The organism is Candidatus Accumulibacter sp. ACC005 (assembly GCF_907163215.1).
GTDB lineage: Bacteria > Pseudomonadota > Gammaproteobacteria > Burkholderiales > Rhodocyclaceae > Accumulibacter > Accumulibacter regalis.
On the sequence record NZ_CAJQUB010000006.1, the window covers coordinates 102,766 to 120,824 of the forward strand.

Annotated in this window: 15 protein-coding genes and 2 pseudogenes; 12 read left to right on the forward strand and 5 right to left on the reverse strand. The window is 59.0% G+C overall.

Annotation, left to right across the window (positions count from 1 at the left end; all coding sequences use genetic code 11):
• Positions 1-2 precede the first annotated feature (2 nt).
• A complete protein-coding gene (gene istA, locus QZ613_RS07690) occupies positions 3-1,541 on the reverse strand; it encodes an IS21 family transposase (RefSeq protein WP_291981950.1) in 1,539 nt (512 codons plus the stop codon).
• A 60-nt stretch (positions 1,542-1,601) separates the two neighbouring features.
• Between istA and QZ613_RS07695 the strand changes: the two genes are divergently transcribed.
• From QZ613_RS07695 to QZ613_RS07735, 9 genes and pseudogenes are all read left to right on the forward strand, one after another.
• Positions 1,602-1,919, forward strand: coding sequence for a hypothetical protein (locus QZ613_RS07695; RefSeq protein WP_291981951.1), 318 nt, complete (start codon positions 1,602-1,604; stop codon positions 1,917-1,919).
• A gap of 165 nt (positions 1,920-2,084) precedes the next feature.
• A complete protein-coding gene (locus QZ613_RS07700) occupies positions 2,085-2,303 on the forward strand; it encodes a helix-turn-helix domain-containing protein (RefSeq protein WP_291981953.1) in 219 nt (72 codons plus the stop codon).
• Positions 2,304-2,313: 10 nt separating this feature from the next.
• A complete protein-coding gene (locus QZ613_RS07705; RefSeq protein WP_291981957.1) occupies positions 2,314-5,271 on the forward strand; it encodes a DUF3987 domain-containing protein in 2,958 nt (985 codons plus the stop codon).
• The gene (locus tag QZ613_RS07710; RefSeq protein WP_291981959.1) at positions 5,268-5,909 is read left to right on the forward strand and encodes a hypothetical protein; all 642 of its coding nucleotides are present in this window, start codon (positions 5,268-5,270) and stop codon (positions 5,907-5,909) included. Before QZ613_RS07705 ends, QZ613_RS07710 begins: the two co-directional genes overlap by 4 nt.
• Entirely contained in the window at positions 5,906-6,223 is a 318-nt protein-coding gene (locus tag QZ613_RS07715; RefSeq protein ID WP_291981960.1) for an HGGxSTG domain-containing protein, read from the forward strand. The genes QZ613_RS07710 and QZ613_RS07715 overlap by 4 nt, the downstream gene beginning before the upstream one ends.
• Positions 6,224-7,572: 1,349 nt before the next feature.
• A pseudogene (locus tag QZ613_RS07720) lies at positions 7,573-8,238 on the forward strand (IS5 family transposase); the annotation flags it as partial.
• Between the two features lie 418 nt (positions 8,239-8,656).
• On the forward strand, positions 8,657-9,859 hold the full coding sequence (locus QZ613_RS07725; protein WP_291982127.1) for an IS4 family transposase: 1,203 nt from the start codon (positions 8,657-8,659) through the stop codon (positions 9,857-9,859).
• A 12-nt stretch (positions 9,860-9,871) separates the two neighbouring features.
• Positions 9,872-10,984: an IS4 family transposase gene (locus QZ613_RS07730; RefSeq protein ID WP_291981962.1), complete on the forward strand. Its 1,113-nt coding sequence runs from the start codon at positions 9,872-9,874 to the stop codon at positions 10,982-10,984.
• A gap of 25 nt (positions 10,985-11,009) precedes the next feature.
• Positions 11,010-11,339: pseudogene (locus tag QZ613_RS07735) on the forward strand (transposase); the annotation flags it as partial.
• 609 nt (positions 11,340-11,948) lie between these two features.
• Here the strand turns inward: QZ613_RS07735 and QZ613_RS07740 are convergent.
• The 4 genes from QZ613_RS07740 to QZ613_RS07755 form a co-directional block, all read right to left on the reverse strand.
• A complete protein-coding gene (locus tag QZ613_RS07740) occupies positions 11,949-12,560 on the reverse strand; it encodes a hypothetical protein (RefSeq protein ID WP_291981964.1) in 612 nt (203 codons plus the stop codon).
• A gap of 15 nt (positions 12,561-12,575) precedes the next feature.
• Entirely contained in the window at positions 12,576-13,331 is a 756-nt protein-coding gene (locus QZ613_RS07745; protein ID WP_291981966.1) for a J domain-containing protein, read from the reverse strand.
• Positions 13,321-15,156, reverse strand: a complete 1,836-nt coding sequence (locus tag QZ613_RS07750; protein ID WP_291982129.1) for an SEL1-like repeat protein — start codon at positions 15,154-15,156, stop codon at positions 13,321-13,323. Before QZ613_RS07750 ends, QZ613_RS07745 begins: the two co-directional genes overlap by 11 nt.
• Positions 15,157-15,236: 80 nt before the next feature.
• Positions 15,237-16,022 carry a restriction endonuclease gene (locus QZ613_RS07755; protein ID WP_291981968.1) on the reverse strand — a complete coding sequence of 262 codons (786 nt, stop codon included), beginning with the start codon at positions 16,020-16,022 and terminating at the stop codon, positions 15,237-15,239.
• 1,015 nt (positions 16,023-17,037) lie between these two features.
• Here QZ613_RS07755 and QZ613_RS07760 point away from each other — a divergent pair.
• The 3 genes from QZ613_RS07760 to QZ613_RS07770 are packed head-to-tail and all read left to right on the forward strand — an operon-like array spanning position 17,038 to position 17,938.
• Positions 17,038-17,472, forward strand: a complete 435-nt coding sequence (locus tag QZ613_RS07760) for a DUF5681 domain-containing protein (RefSeq protein WP_291981970.1) — start codon at positions 17,038-17,040, stop codon at positions 17,470-17,472.
• Entirely contained in the window at positions 17,469-17,675 is a 207-nt protein-coding gene (locus QZ613_RS07765) for a hypothetical protein (protein ID WP_291981972.1), read from the forward strand. The genes QZ613_RS07760 and QZ613_RS07765 overlap by 4 nt, the downstream gene beginning before the upstream one ends.
• Positions 17,672-17,938 carry a hypothetical protein gene (locus QZ613_RS07770; RefSeq protein WP_291981975.1) on the forward strand — a complete coding sequence of 89 codons (267 nt, stop codon included), beginning with the start codon at positions 17,672-17,674 and terminating at the stop codon, positions 17,936-17,938. The genes QZ613_RS07765 and QZ613_RS07770 overlap by 4 nt, the downstream gene beginning before the upstream one ends.
• Positions 17,939-18,059: the final 121 nt, after the last annotated feature.

Below are 18,059 nucleotides of genomic sequence, written 5' to 3' on the forward strand. Positions count from 1 at the left end.
CTTCAGTGGTAGTAACCGGGGCCACGCACATTGGCGTGTTCCGGGGGTAAATGGGTCTGGCCCGGGGGGCTCACACGCTGCCTGTCCAAGCCGTTCTTCAAGATCGATTTCAGGCTGCTGTAGGACGTCGCGCCGATAGCGATGGCCCGCTCGCAGGCCGCTTCCAGGCGATCATCCCCGTAGGCCTTGCCCAGGCGCAGGATGCCCAGGCACGCCCGATAGGCCTGTTGCGGATGGCGGCGCTGATGCAGCAGGCTCTGCACCACGCCTTGGGCATGCGGCCCAATACGCCCGGCCCAGTCGAGTAGGCGCGGCGCATTCCAGCCCTGTACCGCCTGATGGGCCGGTGTCATGTGCGCATCGACGGTGGTGTGCCGGCCGCGGCTGTCGTTGCGCACATGACTGGCGATACGCGTGCCGCGATGGAAGAGCTCGACGGTGCTCGCCGTCAGCCGGCTATCGACCTGCTCGCGGGCGAAGCGGTAGGGCACCGAGTAGTAGTGGCCGACGACTTCAACGTGGTAATCGATGCCGACCCTGACGACCTTCCATTCGGCGAACTCGTAACGGGTCACCGGCAAGGGCAGTAACGCCGGCCGATCGAGTTCGACGAAGGCCGATTGGCGGCAACCGGGCAACTTCTTGAACGGCCGGTGATTGAGCCAGTTCATCAGTTCGGCGATGCTCCGGTTGAGCTCGGCCAGGCTGAAGAAACGCTGGTGGCGCAGACGCGCGAGGACCCAGCGCTCGACCAGAAGCACCCCCGCCTCGGCCTTGGCCTTGTCTTTCGGGCGACGGGGCCGGGCGGGGAGAACCGCCGTGCCGTAATGCGTGGCCAGGTCGCGGTAGGTCGGGTTGAGTTCGGGCTCGTAGTAGCAGGCGGTGGTGACGCCGCTCTTGAGGTTGTCGGGCACGACCAGGGCGGTGACGCCGCCGAGGTGTTCGAAGGTGCGCGCATGGCTGCCGATCCAGTCCGGCAGACTCTGGCTCCAGGTGGCCTCGCTGTAGGTGTAGTTGGAGGCGCCGAGCACCGCGACGAAGATGGCGGCGGGCCGCATTTCGCCGCTCATCGGGTCGGTGATCGGCACCGTCTGGCCGGCGTAGTCGACGAACAGTTTCTCGCCCGGGGTATGCGTCTGGCGCAGGCTCAGCGAGAGCCGCCCGACCCACTGACGGTAGAGAGCGCAGAAGCCGCTGTAGCGATAGCCGGCCGGTTGTTCGGTCTTGTATTCCTGCCACAGGAGGTCGAGGGTGACGCCCTTGCGCCGCAGTTCGCGGTGCACGACCGGCCAGTCGGGTTCGGGGCGGGTCTGGTTCGACGGTGCCGCCGGCGGGTACAGCTGCGCCTCCAGCTGTGGCTCGCTCATTCCCGCCGGTAGTGGCCAGGTGATGCCGTAGAGCTTCGCGCGGCGGAGGAGATCGCCGACGGTCGTCGGGGAGGCGTGGATCGCCCGGGCGATCTCGCGGTGGCTGCGACCGCCTTCAAGCGACAGCCGTAAAACGTCAAGAATCTTGCGCATGGATAGCCTGCTATTCGCCATGTGGGCCTCGGCAAATCTCCCGAGGGTGCCACGGTTATCCCGCGCGCTACGATATTACATATGACTGTCCAGTTTGCTCTGGAATCGGTGTCCAGTTTGCCGTGGAATCACTGTCCAGTTTGCTCTGGAATCCGTGTCCAGTTTGGTGTGGAATACGCAACCAACCGTGACCACGTTTCCGACAAACTCGCTTTCTTGAATCAAGCCGCGGCGATTTTTTGGGCGAATAAAACTCGGGAAGAAAGGAGTAAGCACCCGAAAAATGCCGATGTGGTGGCGTGGCTGATCCAGCGCGAATATTCACAGAGTCTTGCCCAAAAGGCTGTGAGCATCATTCGCCCCGAGTGGGCACCGACGGGCCGCAAACCGGAAGAATAGCGACCCCATCGGAAGGCAGCAACGGCAAGCCTTTGACGAAGTGTGACACCCTTAACGGGGAACCCCTTTCCGTTTTTTTCTCGTTCTCCTGTCCCTATCGTTCGCTTCATGAACTGCGCTGTGCGGTTCTGAACTGCACTACGCAGTTCCACATTGGAGTGAGTGATGAGTATTAAAAGCATTATTGGGACAGCCCGCGATCTTCTCGACGAGAAAGAAGCGGCGCACTTCCTGGACACCTCCCCCGGCACACTATCTGTCTGGCGTAGCACCGGGCGCTACAACCTGCCCTTCATCAAGATCGGACGCAACGTGCGTTACCGCCGTGCGGACCTTATCGCCTGGCTGGAAAAGCGCACCCGCGAACCCGGCGCAACGGCATAGGAGGCGAACTGTGAACGCACCCTATCCCAGCTCGCAAGCCGACACGACAGCCATTCTCCACGCGCTGGAGGCGATGTTCCAGGCCGACGACGTGATCGAGATTCGCTCCTTCACCAAGGGCCGCAAGCGCACCGATGCAGGATACTTCGACGGCGAACACCGGCAGGCCCTTGCAGAACACGCGGCGCGGCTGAACGCTGACGGCGCGGCGGTCTATGCAACCCTCAACGCGATTGACCCGCAATTGCTGAGCCGCTACGCCAATCGGATCGAGCGCGGCGCGGCGGCAACGACGACCGATGCACAAGTCATCCGGCGGCGCTGGCTGTTGCTCGATTTCGATCCAGCCAGACCGACCGACACAAGTGCAACCGATGCGCAACTTGAGGCGGCCAAGACGGTGGCGCGGACGTGCTACGAGTCATTGCGCGCTGACGGCTGGCCGGACCCTCTCACGGCTGAATCGGGCAACGGCTTTCACTTGCTCTATCCGCTTGATCTCCCCAATGACACCGAGAGCCGGGATCTGGTCAAGGGCGTCTTGGTCGCGCTGTCGGCGAGGTTTGACACCGATCAGGTGAAGGTGGACCAAAGTGTCTTCAATGCGAGCCGAATTACCAAGCTGTACGGGACCGTAGCAACCAAGGGCGACAACACGCCGCTTGCACCGTGGCGACTGTCGCGGCTGGTACTGACGCCAAAGCGCGGTGCGGCGGTGACAGTCGATCAACTGCGGGCATGCCTGGCGGAACCGACTGTGAAGCCGGTTGCGCTATCCGCCGGCGATCAACGCGGCATTGGGCAGGCCAGCGCTTTCGACCTGGGCGACTTCCTGGAGCGCATGGGCATCGCTACCGAGCAAGACATCCACGAAGGAAGCGAGCGCTTCAAGCTGGCGCACTGCCCGTTCAACCCGGCGCACGGCAGGGGCGAGGCGGCGATCTTCCGGAAAGCTAGCGGCGCTTTGGGTTTCAAGTGTCAGCACAATTCATGCGCTGCCAAGTCTTGGGCGGATGTTCGAGCGCTGATTGACGGGCCACGCGAGCTACGGCAAGGGACGCAAGTCGATTTCTCTGGCGTGATGATGCAAGAGCAAGGGGGGGCAACTGAAAGCGCCCTGAGCGACGACGGGCGCAAGCTGCGCGGTGCTCTGGCAGCAATCCCGGTCAATGCCAAGTCCGGGAAGCACTCGGCATCGAATCTCATCGGCATGGCCCTTCGTCATTCGCTGTCGGGAATCGACGAGGGCGAAGGCGCGGCATTGTGTGGCGAGTGGGACCGACTGCATGGCGGCGCATCGCTGGCGGTATTTCAGAAGTCGAACCCTGACTACAGCGCAACACAACCGCTGACGATAGCGAGCGTCTTTGATCTGGCCAGAACGCATGGATGGAAGGACCAGCAAGCGGCACAAGATCATTCTGCCGACGCTCATCGAAACGCGCCCAAGCCTAACCCAACGATGCTGTATGGGCTGGTGGGCGATGTTGGACTGGCGGCGGCGGCAACCACGGAAGCGAACCGCTACGCTGCCGCTGCCGCGCATATCGCGTTGCTGTCGGCGGGCGTAGGTCGAAACGTCTTCCTGCCTGTCGGCAACGTCAAACACCATGCGCGGATCTTCATGCTGCACGTCGGGCGCAGCGGGCGAGGCCGCAAAGGTGAGGCGACTGCTCTGACGAAGCGTATCAGGGGTGCAATCGAGAAGCAGCACAACGAGGACAGCGGCAATGTCGCTGATCCATTGTGCGGGCAGATGCACGACGGCGGCTTGAGCACGCGGGAAGGACTGGCGCTGTTGATCCACGACGGCTACAAGGCCGGAAAAGAAGACGTCTTGGCGATTGAAGACAAACGGCTATGGGTTATCGAATCGGAGTTTGCCAACGTGCTGCACCAGGCCAAGCGCGACGGGAACACTCTGAGCGCGGCGCTACGTGATTCGTGGGACGGGGTAAGCATCAGGCCGGCAACAAAGACATCACGGCTATGGGCAAGCCATCCGCACATTTCGCTGACGGGCAACATCACGCCATCAGAGTTGCTTGGCCTGATGGAGTCGCGCGAACTGTCCAACGGCTTCGCGAATCGCTTCCTGATCTTTTGGGCGGAGCGCGAGCGCAGTGAGCCCTTCCCCCTGCCGACACCGCGGGCGGTGGTCACTGACTTGGCAGAGCGCACGAAAGCAGCGATTCGCTTCGCGACCGAAGGTTACCCGGAAAGCAAGGACAGCAGACCGATGGAATTGTCTGCTGACGCAAAAGAAGAATATGCGCGGCTCTATCGCGGCGAGTTGTCCAGAACGGCGGATGGCGAGAAAGTTGCGGCTCTGATCGAGCGGCGAGCACCGATGCTGCTACGGCTGGCAATGCTGTTCGCGCTGACCGATCACACGCTGACAATTGAAGTACAGCACATCCACGCGGCGCTGGCCTGGGTCCGCTTTCACCGCGATTCAGTGCGGTTCATTTTCAACGACGCTGCCGGCGAATTGGCGGCGCGTGAATCTTCGGCTGGTGCCGCAAGAATTCTCAACTACCTGCAACAGAACGGCCAGACAAGCCGCGCCGAGCTGTCGAAGAAATGCTTCTCGGGCCATTTGTCGGCCAAGCTGATCGACGATGCGCTGGACAGCTTGTTGATGAACGCCCCGCCATCGATTGAGGTTCTGGAGGGTGAGAAAGACGAGAAGAGCGGCAAGCGGACGAAGTTCTATCACTGCTGCGAAACTGGCGAAACTGGCGCAGTTGCCCATTCGGCAAGAAATCTGGCGGGTGCGCGAAGCTGCGAAACTGGCGAACCAGGCGAAATTGGGATTGCTGCGAAGAATCCAATTCCGCCAGTTTCGCCAAGTTCGCAAGGGTGCCAATCTGGCGGAAAGCTTGCAGGTAGGCCAAGTTCGCCAATTTCGCCAAGTTCGCACCGTGCGATAGCTACACTGGTTGATCTGGTTGAGGCAGAGATATGACCGCGGCGGAAATCCTGAGAGACTCCGCGGCGGCGGGCGTCACCCTCAAGCTGTCGGCTACGGGGAGTATCAAAGCGACTGGCACTCAGGCGGCGGTATCTCGCTGGCTGGAGCCGATCAGAGCGAACAAGGCCGGCATCGTCGCGCTGCTGTCCGAAGACGCCAACGAAAAACCCCGCACCGCTTCGCGCTGGCTAATCCACTTTGCCGACCGCGAGCCGCTGGAGGTGGCGTTGTCGCCAGCAGTCAGTCATGCCGAGACTCTTGCATCCTACCCGGAAGCACTGGCGGCGGAACCGATCGAGCCGGGCCGGCGGCAACCTGACGCGCTGCTGACGGCGCGGCAAGAGGGCATGATCCGGGCTTGGCTGGGGCAGATTGACGAGACTGACGGCGAGATCGTTGCCAGCGTGCTACAGCAATGTCGGCATGACGAGGATGCACGAGCGTACTACCTTGACCGGGCGCTTGACGCGGTGACGGATGACTTTGACGACCGGCGAAGCTGTCACCAGTGCAGCAACCTACGGTGTGGTGTCTGTATCGTCGCCGAACCCGGCGGGCGAGTGCCGGCGATACGCGGTCACACGCCCGTGGCGCCGGCGATGCTTCGCCGCTGCGGCGGGTACGCGCCATGAATCCATCGACCCCGGGCAAGCGGCGACGACTGCGGCAGCATTACGATTTGTGCGCTGCTATTCATCGGCAATGGCAGGAAGGCGGCTACCAGCACCCACCACCGACGAGGCCAGCGTATCCGGATGATCTGATCGGGCTGGCCTGTAGCGCAAAGACCAAAGCGGGGACGCCCTGCAAGCTGACATCGATCTACGCGAACGGGCGCTGCAAGTGGCATGGAGGCTGCTCGACCGGTCCGAAGACTGAGGCGGGCAAAGAGCAAGCACGTATCAATGGGCGACGTGGAGGCAGGCCCAAAAAACCGGAGTCGTAGTGGCTGAAAAATGCTTAGCCGTGGAGCTGCTCGTCGTTGGCGCAGGAACCGGACTTGTGAGAGATGCGAAACCTTCATATTGAGCAGGTTGCGAAACCCGGAAGAACTGCCGTATGAAATGGCACTCCTACTGCCTCGGCGTGAGGTTCAGCAGCGCAGTCCGACGGAATTGGAGGCTTGGGACTTTATATTCAACTGGGGCCGGCCCTGAAAATGTTGAGCACATTGTCCAAAATGAACAGAACAATCAGTAACAAGACAAGTAGGCCAAACCAAAGAGGTATTGAAAGGAATGTGAGCCACAAAAGCAGCGGGTTAGACCAAGGCATTTCCGCGACAAAATCCAGGAATGCTGATAGGAACCGCATCTCTTTGAATCCAGGGCTCTGCTTGAAAGAGAGTGACTTCTTAGCCATGTTTGTGCGCCTCCCCTCAACTTCGTTATTATCAGGTAGTGCTGCGCCACCACTAAGCTACCTAATTCATGACTTGGCGTCATGCGACACACTGCAACGCGGGCGCTTGCCGTACGATTGCTGCTTCCCCAGTGCCAAATCGTGTGCCGAGGCACGTCGCAAAGTGGGGCGATAGGATGAACTTGGAGCACCCTACAACGACCGCGCCGCTACCCGCCTCGTTCATTATTCCCGGCAGCGCTGCGCCCTCCGCCCAACGCACCAAGAACGTCTGACTTCTCGACAAGCTGGCCCCGCTAGCGCCGCAGGATTCAGGACTCCACGCTACTTGACGATAGCAGGAAGACGCAAGATTGACAACATCGACAGTCTTCTCAATAAGACGTTTCTGAAGAAAGGGGGGAAACCATGGGGCTGCTTGGCAGGCTCAAGGTGGTTGTTTCACCAGAGCATGCCGAGTTTACACAGCGACTTATCGCGAAGCGAGAAAGACTCACGAACAGTAGTGTGATGGCAGGACTTGCTATCTCCGGCTCCCCCATGTACGACCTTCGGCAGGCCGGCTTTGGAACTGTAGAGTATGCGGTAACCCCGAGACGACGATTGTTCGCGTCCTGGAGAAGTACTGGGAAACCTATTCGTTCTCCTCTCACGCTTACTCTGAGGTGCGATTGTCGCAGCATGTTGCGACAGAGGAGAAAGCGGAGAAGCCGGCCGAAGGCTTTCAAAGGCATCTTGACCGCATTGTATATCTCCTGACGAAGCAGCCCGACGCTGCCGTGTACGTGCCGCAGGAAATAAGTCCCGTTGACTACGTCAAATACTGTATTGCAGTTGAGCATGCCAATAACACTTACCCTAGGGAAACGCTGATTTAATCGCCGTATATACCCATGGTATAATTGGCTGATCAATCCTGCGCGAGCCACCCCGATGAAGCAGATCAGTTTTTCCCAGGCCGAGTTTCAACGTAAGAAGCGACGGACGCGACGCGAGGTGTTTCTTGACGAGATGGAGCGGGTCATGCCGTGGGCAGAAGTGTTCGCGGTGGTCGAACCGCATTACCCGAAGGGCGAGCGAGGCCGACCGCCGGTTGGACTGGAGCGGATGCTGCGGATGTACTTCGTACAGCAGTGGAACGGTTTCTCGGACGAAGGCGTTGAAGACGCCATCACCGACAGTCAGGCGCTACAGAAATTCGTCGGAATCGACCTCTCCCGAGAAGCTGCTCCGGACGCGACCACCGTGCTGCAGTTCCGGCACCTGCTGGAGCAGCATGGTCTGACGAAGAAGCTGTTCGACGTGGTCAACGGGACGCTGGGTGCAGCGGGCCTGATGATGCGCGAAGGGACCATCGTCGACGCCACGATCATCGCCGCCCCGCCATCGGTCAAGAACAAAGCGAATGCCCGTGATCCCGACATGCACCAGACCAAGAAAGGCAACCAGTGGTACTTCGGCATGAAGGCCCATATTGGCGTCGATGCCGAGAGCGGGCTGGTGCACACCGTCGTCGGCACCGCGGCAAACGAGGCGGACGTCACGCAAACCGAGCATTTGCTGCACGGCGAAGAGAAGGACGTCTTCCTGGATGCGGGCCAATCCTCGTAACTTAGCATAATTGCATAGACTGGACGGGCGCTTGAACGTCGCCCATTTTCCTTGCATAATGTCGCTGTAACACATTGTTTATAAAGGGTAATTGCATGACGCCCTTCATATGCGAAAGTAATTGGCGCGCTCTCCAACTATCTGTTTTCACAGGAGTTCTTGGAAAGCGCCCGTCTCAAGCCGAAACATTTCACGCGCGAGCGCACGCTCAGCTTCCCAACCGTTCTCACTTTCTTGTTGTCCGGTGTGCAGGCAATCCTCTCAACTTAGCATAAATGCATAGCGGCGATCGTGGCTTGAATGGCGTTCATTTTCATTGCATAATTGAGGTGTAACGTATTGTTTATAAAGGGTAATTGCATGACGCCCTTCATATGCGAAAGTAATTAACGGGCTTGCCAACTATCTGTTTTCACAGGAGTTATTGGAAGGCGCCCGTCTCAAGCCGAAGTATTTCACCCGCAACCGCACGCTCAGCTTCCCAACCGTCCTGACCTTTTTGCTATCGGGCGTACAGGGCGCGGTCCAGGCTGAACTGGACCAGTTCTTTGCCAACCTGAGAAATCGTGCGGACTCGGTCCGCTTGGTGAGCGCCCAGGCTTTCTGCAAGGCGCGCTACAAGATTAGTGCTTTGGTGTTCGGTGACGTCAATCGAAAGTTGATGGACCTGGTCGAGGAGCATCTGCCGGTGCCGCGATGGCAGGGCCTGCGGATAGTGGCTAGCGATACCGCGGCGGTCCGGCTGACGACGATGAAAGAAGGTGTACGTTCGATCGTCACGGGCGTGGCGTTTGGCCTGTACTTGCCGGGAATTGAGATGTTCCTTCACTTCGCGTTGCAGCAGGGCGCGTGTGACGAGCGCCAGATGCTCTTCGAGGTGATCGAGCGGCTGCAGGTCGACGACCTGCTGGTCCTCGACCGCGGCTTTCCTTGCCGCTGGCTGGCGGCAGCACTCACCGCGCGCGGGATCCCTTTCTGTATTCGCTGTGACATTTCCCGTGGATTCAGGGTGGTACGCGAGTTCATGCGCTCGGGGCAGAGCGAGCAGCTGGTGAGCCTGCGTGCGCCGAATGCGCGCGATGCGCAGGACTACGAGTGCCCGGCGACGCCGACAACGGTTCGCTTGGTGCGGGTGACCACGCCGAACGGGCGGCAACATGTGGTGATGACTTCGCTGCTTGACGCCGTGGCTTTCCCGGCGGCCGTCTTTGGCGCCTTGTACCACGGCCGTTGGCGGATCGAAGAAGCGTTTCGCCGGCTCAAGCATCGCTTGGGGCTCGAACATACCTCCGGCTTGTCCTGGCAAGCGGCCAATCAGGATTTCGGTGCCAAGGCCGTCTTCGACAACCTCAATGCCCTGGCTGCCTACGTCGCCACCGACGCGCATCTGGACGCCGATTCGCCATGGAAGATCAACCGTACCTTGGCGATCGACAAGATCAAGCGCCAGATCGGCCGTTGGTTGCTCGCCGCCGGTGCGACGACGCGGCGATTGAAGCCCCTCATTCACGAGATTGCCGCCAACCTTCAGAAGTTTGTCGCTGGCCGCTCCAAGCCTCGAACGCCGCAGCGAAAACCGCACCGCTACCACGCCTACAAGCCGGTATGACGGAATGCTAAGTTGAGAGGATTGGGTGTGCAGGGGGCAGTCCAGTCTGAACTGGACCAGTTCTTCGCCAACCTGAGGAATCGCGCCGACTCGGTGCGCACAGTGAGCGCCCAGGCTTTCTGCAAAGCGCGCTACAAGATCAGTGCCCTGGTGTTCGGTGATCTCAATCAGAAACTGATGGCACTGGTCGAGGAACATCTGCCGGTGCCGCGATGGCAGGGCTTGCGGGTGGTGTCCGGTGATGGCACGGCGGTTCGCCTGACGACGATGAGGGACGGGGTCCGTTCGATCGTGACGGGTGTGGCGTTTGGCTTGTACTTGCCGGGAATGGAGTTGTTCCTTCACTTCGCGCTGCAGGAAGGGGCGTGTGACGAGCGTCAGATGCTCTTCGAGGCGATCGAGCACTTGCGGGCCGATGACCTGCTGGTGCTCGACCGGGGCTTTCCGTGCCGCTGGCTGGCGGCCGCACTGACCGCGCGCGGCATCGCTTTCTGCATTCGTTGCGATACCTCTCGTGGATTCAGGGTGGTACGCCAGTTCATGCACTCGGGACAAGGCGAACAGCTGGTACGACTGCGGGCACCGAATGCCCGCGATGCGGCGGATTACGAATGTCCGGCGACGCCGACGACGGTTCGCCTGGTGCGGGTGGTAACACCGAACGGGCGGGTGCATGTGGTAATGACCTCGCTGCTGGACAGCGGGGCTTTCCCCGCCACCGGGTTTGGTGCCTTGTATCACGGTCGCTGGCGGGTCGAGGAGGCGTTTCGCCGGCTCAAGCATCGCTTGGGGCTTGAGCACACGTCGGGCTTGTCCTGGCATGCGGCAAATCAGGATTTCGGCGCCAAGGCGGTGTTCGACAACCTCAATGCGCTGGCTGCCTACGTCGCCACCGAGACGCAGCTGGCGCCGGACTCGTGCTGGAAGATCAACCGCACACTGATGATCGACAAGATCAAGCGCCAGATCGGCCGTTGGTTGCTCGCCGCCGGGGCGACGACGCGTCGATTGAAGCCCCTCATCCAAGAGATCGCTGCCAATCTGCAGAAATTCGTCGCCGGGCGATCGAAACCTCGAACACCCCAGCGAAAACCGCATCGATCTCATGCTTACAAGCCCATATGATGACATGCTAAGTTACGAGGATTGGGATGCGGGCTATATCGGCGCCGACAAACGAGAAGAACTGAAGGACCGGGACGTCAACTGGCAGATCGCCATGAAACGCGGCAAGCTCAAAGCCGTCTCGGAAGAGAGCGGGTTTGGTCAGCTACTGCGCAAACTGGAATCGCTGAAAGCCAGCATCCGGTCCAAGGTCGAGCATCCTTTCCATATCGTGAAGAACCTCTTCCACTACAAGAAAGTGCGCTACAAGGGGCTGGAAAAGAACACCGCACAGCTGCACACACTGTTCGCTTTGGCCAATCTGATGATTGCGAAGCGAAAGCTATTGGCGCTTAGCAGCCAAGTTGCGTCTTGAATAGGACGAAAGGCCCGGGAGTGGGCCGAAAACGGTAGAAAACCGCGGAATTTTGAGCGGTTCGACAAAAATCGCGGCGGGATGCAAAAAAAAACCGCTGCCGCGCGGCTAGGTAACGTATCGGCAGCTAATTGATCAGTGCTTCCCTAGCGCGTTTGTCATCACGGACGAATTGATTGAATATGGTATCGCCGAGTCCGAGCTCGTCTTTCATCGTTAACTGACCCGAGCTTCGCTCCATCGCTTTTAAGGGAATCGCGGTTGCCAACCTGAGAGTTTGGCGCAGAAATGTGATTCGTTCAAGCAGCATTTGGCATATTTTGGTGCATCGTTGCCGGCAACGTGGCCAGTCCTCGGGGCGGATAGACACCACTGAGAACAGAGCGTTAACAGGAAGGCCGTAGGGCGAATACGCCACTAACAGGCCCTGCCGCCGCTGCTAGCAGCGACCAAACAGCGGCGAGGGTCAGTTCTTCGGCAGTGCCTGCTGGTAGCCAATGAGTGGCCCTAGGGAAACTGGCTGCACTCCAAGCGCAGGGGCTGTACCTCCTGCCCTGAAGTCTCGATAATAAATCGTGCGTAATCCTGCGGGCGTTGCCTAGGTACCACTTATCTGCACCAACCGCTCCCATCGCAGAAAAGTGGGCGAGGAGGTGCGGCTGCCCTTTCTGCCTGTTCGGCGGCGATTCCTTCCAACTGGCGCAGTCGAGCTTCTTGAAGCGCATTGGCTCTCTGCTGCTCGTAGATAGCTTGTTGCTTTAGCTGGTACTCGCGCTGCTGACGTTCCTGTTCTTGCTGTGCCGCAATTGCTTTCTGTCGGGCAATCTCCTGTTGCCTGCGTTTTTCATCAATTTCATCCGACTGCCTTCTCCAGTACTCCCTGCTTGCTGCAGCATTCTCCTCCTCGCGCAATCGTTGAGCAGCTTCTCGTTGGATTTGTTGTTCAGTGGGCGCGTAGACCACGGTATGTGATGGAGCCTTCTTAACTGGCGCATTGTTGACTGGCGGTTGCGTGACCTGTTCTCGTGTATTAGTCACCACGGCGGGCGTTGGTTGAGCCTTTTTCACGGGGTCCCGATGTTGAGGCTTACTACCGCGCTGCCGCTCAACACAGCGGGCAACCTCCGCGTTCGTCGCAAAATCAAGACAACTACCGGCAGCGCCAGTTGTGACAGCAAGCAGAGCAAGTGCCCCCACCACTGAATAGCGTTTGGCGAACATTTCGCACTCCTAGAGTTAATCTATCAATAGTTCCTTCGCCATTTCTAGCTGAATCTTTCGCTCGGACAATTGCTGTAATAACTGTTGAGCCAAGTCCCCCAATGGATCGCCACCCAGCAACTCGGATTCTTCAACCGTAATCTTTAGCTGAAAAAGTTCGCTTTGTTCTAGCTCTTCAAGTTCTTCATGAAGCTCGCCCAAACGGCGGCGTAGTTGCGCGATACGCCTGATGACCTTCACGAGTCTTGATGCGACGTCCTCGCCCGAAATTGCCTCAGGGTCTTGACCGAATTCCAGAACCAACCTCTCAATGGCCTGCTGGTCGCCGGACTGATACGCAAGGTTGACCTGTGCCATCAGACGAGTACGCCGTTCGATTTCCTGCTTCGTGATGGCACGGTCCGGGTGCATCAATTTAGCCGCTTGCCGGTATGCTTGCTTGAGTTCTGGCGTAATCACCAGCGGCGGAGCAGCCTGCTCTTCGATCAGCCCAGCCTCCTCGGCTGACTGTCGTGCCTTCTCCTGCGCCGCTTCAGCGCGGGCTTGGGCCGCTCGATCACCAGGAGCGTGGCCCGCCAGTGCATCGGCAATCTGCGCGTCGAAGTCATCTATCTCCGCGAAAAGCCGCCCGACTGTTTCATAGTAGCGGCGCTGAAACTGCGCAATCTCCGTTTTGGTGGTTTCGCACTCCAGTTCCGCAGTTGCGACCTGATCCGCCAGCTGCAGTTGTTCTCGCTCCAACCGTGACAGCTCTCTTTCTTCAGGAAGCATTTTTTCTCACCCACTCCAGGCTGCGCGATAAGAGAATGTTGCGCGCATCAGAATGCCCTTGCTCTGCCGCTTGGCGATACCACTTGACAGCTTCCTCGTCGTCGTTCGCCACCCCTCGGCCGTGTTGGTACATCGAGCCAAGCTCGCATTGGGCATCAGGGTCGCCTTGCTCTGCCGCCCGGCGATACCACTTGACAGCTTCCACGTCGTCGTTCGCCACCCCGTGACCGTGTTCGTACATCGAGCCAAGGAAGAATTGGGCACCAGAATGACCTTTCTCTGCCGCTCGGCGATACCACTTGAAAGCCTCCCCGCTGTCGGCCGCCACCCCTCGTCCAAATTGGTACGTCACGCCAAGGAAGAATTGGGCACCAGAATAACCTTTCGCTGCCGCTAGGCGATGCCACTTGAAAGCTTCATCTTCGTCGTTCGACACCCCTCTACCGAATTGGTACATCAAGCCAAGGTTGTATTGGGCATCAGAATGCCCTTGCTCTGCCGCTCGGCGATGCCAGTTGAAAGCTTCCTCGTCGTCGTTCGCCACCCCTCGGCCGTGTTCGTACATCGAGCCAAGGTTGTATTGGGCATCAGGGTCGCCTTGCTCTGCCGCCCGGCGATACCACTCAACAGCTTCTTCGTCGTCGTTCGCCACCCCGTGACCGTGTTGGTACATCCAGCCAAGGTTGCATTGGGCAGCAGCATGCCCTTGCTCTGCTGCCCGACGATACCACTCAACCGCTTCTTCGTCGTCGTTCGCCACCCCGTGACCGTGTTGGTACATCCAGCCAAGGTTGCATTGGGCAGCAGCATGCCCTTGCTCTGCTGCCCGACGATACCACTCAACCGCTTCTTCTTCGTCGTCGTCGTCCGCCACGCCTAGACCGTGTTGGTACATCGAGCCAAGCTCGCATTGGGCATCAGGGTCGCCTTGCTCTGCAGCTCGTCGCAGCCAGTGCTCTGCCTGCGCGTCGTCTTGTTCTGTACCCAAACCCAGCAGAAGAGACTCCCCCAAAAACCACTGCGCCCAAATACAGCCGGCGTTCGCGTGCTTTAGATACCAATCGAACGCAAGTTCGTCTCCTTTCGGGAAGCCGCGAACCTTCCATGAAAGGACAGAGACCTCCTGAAGTGCTGCCCGGTGCCCCCTTTCTGCAGCCTGCAGATAATAGTAAAACGCCTCATCATCGTCCCCCGGTGCACAGCCCATGGTCCCTTCTTTAAAATGGCGTCCCAAGATGTATAGCGCGCGAGCATTCTCGGCAGCCGCCGCCCAAGCCAGCCAGTCGAATGCCACGTCCTGATTCTCTTCAACACCATTGCCATCTTCATACAGGCGAGCGAGCTGGAACATGGCCGGGGCATGATCCGCACTCGCCGCTTTTTCGTACCAGAAATACGCCAGCTTGATATTTTCTTCGACACCCTCACCATGGAGGTAAAGGCTGGCTAAGTCGGTCCAAACTTCCGGGTCGTTAGAAAGCTGGTTTCGGAAGCACCACTCGAAGGTCAGAGCTCTATATTGCTCCGAGCATTGTTTGTCGCCGGGAACACCCTGGAGACCACTGTACAAACGATATAGCGGAAAATAGGCCTTCCCATATTTGCGATCTGCCAATCGTTGGAAAACTGCAAAGACTTCCTTTAGCTCCACCAGCTCGTCACCAGTCCAAATATCGCCCCAGCCATTCTTGTCGCCGTCATCAGTGACTAGGTTATAGGCATCCCTTGCTTTTCGATAGAGTAGATCGTTGTCTTCGGCCAGCGCCAGCCGTTGGCTCTGTCTTATTGCTTGCAAACCACGCACGACTAGGCTTTTGCGTTGCATCGAGGGCACGGAAACTTCCCGAGAAACGCCTTTCGCTGGAAGGTTCTGCCGGTTGCCCATTGTCGTATGAATGGATGATGCTAGGGATTGTTAATGGTGACGGCGTACTTCGCCATGAGATTGCCGATTTCGCTGCGGCCTATCATTTTTACCCCTGATTTCCTCGCCAGCTCAAGCGCATTTGTAGTGAATACGCCGGTCGTAATTACCCAAGCTGCGTCGCATTGATAATAGGATTTTCCTGACAGCGCTTCTTGCACGGCCGAGACTCCAACACTCCCAGCATAGCGCTTGGCTTGGACGCAGATACACTGTCCGTCTTTGCGCAGGATGAGGTCGCCACCGTAGTCTCCCGTTGCGGAAGTAAGGTCTGCCTGATACCCTTGTGCTCGATATAGTCCGGCTAGAAACTTCTCGAACTGTGGACCGCTGAGCTGGTCAAGCTGGATGGCATTCTCATTCCCATACGCTTTTTGCCATGCGTCCTGCTCTCGTCGTTGCACCTTGAGCGTACTGTGTTGTGCTTTGGCAAACTGCAGAGCGCTTTTTACGTGGCGCGCCTGAGGATCTTCACGCGGGGGCGCCGGCGGCACCGGCCTAGTGCCAAACTCTGCCGAACTCTGCTCTTCTGACGATGGCCTTCGCGTAAGCGAGGTAGGCTTCGCGGCAAAAGCTTTCCACGCTGCCCACGCCAGCGCGGCAAAGACTATCAAGAGAGCAAGGGTGGTCATATGGGGGTCAATCGGCAAGCGGGCCTTGCCCGTGTCGTCTGCGGTAGAAAGCGCTACTACAACCGAATCGCCGTTCAGTGTGCATGCCGCCTTTAAGAAATGCAAACTAAACAGACGACTGGCCGCTTTGGCCAATCTCGGACTATGTCCCGCGTCGAGAGGCGGGCACGCGATGAGGGTTCTCGCGCCCGGCACGCACCACGGTTCTCGACCATCAGACCTGCCGCGGCGCGTATGGATCTCTGCCAAGGTTAGCGGCAAGACCCTGCCGCACGTTCGTGTGCAGGACTGCCTTTCCATTGCCATCGGTCTTTGGAAGTTGCAAAGTCGGAGGACGCCGCGGCAGCAAGGCTTTCCCATTGGTCGGCGCGATTGCTGACTTCGGCGAGAACACCAGCCACGATCAGAAAGAAAGCTGATTTGGAGTGGTCGCAGCCTACGCATTAGCACTCAGGGGTCTGGAGACACGGCAAGCGCCGTAACCGCCACCGGGCAATCGAAAAGCCCGTCCGCCCGTACCGATCAGTTGCGTGATGCAGACGCACCTCCGAAGCAACCTCGATAAACTCTTGCGGACCAAACCAGCAGGGAAAGCGTAGCAGACGACTGCGGAGTGTTCATCCCTTTTGCCAAAAAAGCGCAAAGGCCGGTAGAGGCTTGAGCACTGAGCCGGGTGCGATTTCCAGCAGTCTCAAGCCAAAACGGCCTCGGACAGGTTGTCTCTATACGGCGTGTCCGGTGCTTGCAAGATTATTCAAGGGCCTTCGCTTCTGAGCTTGTAGCGCAACCCAACCAGAGCGGGCAATGCACGTTACAGCGTAACGCTGCTATAATGGCACCGTTACAGCCTAACGGATACGACATGGCTACAGCAACGGAACGACAGCGAGCATATCGGGCTCGGCGATCGACAGCCGGCGACAACGGCGAGCGACGTCTGCAGGCTTGGGTGACCACGAAGGCTGATCGGGCACTGGACCGGCTTGCACGACACCACGGCGTCACTCGAAGGGCGATGCTTGAAAAGCTGATTCTCGAAGCTGATGACTCGATCACGCGAGGCTTAGACGATGAGGCTTTCGAAAACTACTCAGACGTAACGCTGTAACACTGTGCAGACCATTGAATTTTCACCGGTGAGATACAGGCAATGAGCGAAACGACGAAAGCCGAAAACCTGCGCCCGGGCTGGAAACCCGGTCAAAGCGGAAATCCAAAGGGCAGACCACCGGGCAGCAGGAACCGTGTCACCCTTGTGGCATTGGCAGCGATGGAAGAAGGTGCCGCCGCTATCGCCAAGAAGATCGTCGAAATGGCCAAACAGGGAGACATGAGCGCGGCCAGACTGGTACTCGAACGGCTTGTGCCACCGGCGAAGGAGCGCCCGATCTTCCTGGACCTGCCGGATACAAGCTCTGCTGATGGCGTCGCGCAAGCTCAGGCGGCCATCCTGCAAGCGGTGGCGGCCGGCGACATCCTGCCGGCTGAGGCGGCGACCTTGACGGGTATCGTAGAGGCACGCCGCAAGGCGGTGGAGACTCAAGAGCTTGAAGCCCGTATTAGCGCACTCGAAGTGAAAAAATGAACGCCTTGCAGAAACGGGTGAGCAAGCTGGAACGTCCAATCGGCGCTGGCGAACAGCTCAACTGCATCGTCCACATGATCGAGCCCGGCACCATGCGGGTAACGTCTCGCCTTCGGCTGATTGCTGGCGCCGGTGTTGTGGAAATCGACGAGGAAGGCAACGCGATCGAAGCGCGCAGCACTGAACTGGAAACAGCGAAATGAGCACCGCGCTGGAGCGTCGCATGACCAAGCTTGAAGCAGGGGCACACCCCGAGGCAAACCGCGTCGCACTCATACTCAGGCGAATTATCCGAGCAGACTCCGGCGAGGTTGTCCGAGCGATCATCGGCGACAAGGTTGTGGACCGCCAGACCGACGAATCGGAAGATGATTTCATGACACGGTCGAAGGTCGAAGCCTTGGCCGGCACTCACCGGCGACCAGCTCGCGTGATTCTTCTGTCCGAACAGGATGTTGCCTTGTGAGCCCCTTGGAACGTCGCTTGACGAAGCTGGAGCAACACCGGCAGCAGAACGACGTGGGGTGCAAACTCGACTGGCTGCTGGAGAAAGCGGGAACCAGTCGCGCGGCCGTGATGGCAGAGCA

What these genes read in the sequence shown, in the direction of transcription:
- QZ613_RS07700 (WP_291981953.1), top strand. Translation starts at nt 2,085, where the DNA reads ATGAGTATTAAAAGCATTATTGGGACAGCCCGCGATCTTCTCGACGAG.
- QZ613_RS07765 (WP_291981972.1), top strand. Translation starts at nt 17,469, where the DNA reads ATGAACGCCTTGCAGAAACGGGTGAGCAAGCTGGAACGTCCAATCGGC.
- QZ613_RS07745 (WP_291981966.1), bottom strand. Translation starts at nt 13,331, where the DNA reads ATGCTTCCTGAAGAAAGAGAGCTGTCACGGTTGGAGCGAGAACAACTG.
- QZ613_RS07770 (WP_291981975.1), top strand. Translation starts at nt 17,672, where the DNA reads ATGAGCACCGCGCTGGAGCGTCGCATGACCAAGCTTGAAGCAGGGGCA.
- QZ613_RS07710 (WP_291981959.1), top strand. Translation starts at nt 5,268, where the DNA reads ATGACCGCGGCGGAAATCCTGAGAGACTCCGCGGCGGCGGGCGTCACC.
- QZ613_RS07715 (WP_291981960.1), top strand. Translation starts at nt 5,906, where the DNA reads ATGAATCCATCGACCCCGGGCAAGCGGCGACGACTGCGGCAGCATTAC.
- QZ613_RS07695 (WP_291981951.1), top strand. Translation starts at nt 1,602, where the DNA reads ATGACTGTCCAGTTTGCTCTGGAATCGGTGTCCAGTTTGCCGTGGAAT.
- istA (WP_291981950.1), bottom strand. Translation starts at nt 1,541, where the DNA reads ATGGCGAATAGCAGGCTATCCATGCGCAAGATTCTTGACGTTTTACGG.
- QZ613_RS07740 (WP_291981964.1), bottom strand. Translation starts at nt 12,560, where the DNA reads ATGTTCGCCAAACGCTATTCAGTGGTGGGGGCACTTGCTCTGCTTGCT.
- QZ613_RS07760 (WP_291981970.1), top strand. Translation starts at nt 17,038, where the DNA reads ATGAGCGAAACGACGAAAGCCGAAAACCTGCGCCCGGGCTGGAAACCC.
- QZ613_RS07750 (WP_291982129.1), bottom strand. Translation starts at nt 15,156, where the DNA reads ATGCAACGCAAAAGCCTAGTCGTGCGTGGTTTGCAAGCAATAAGACAG.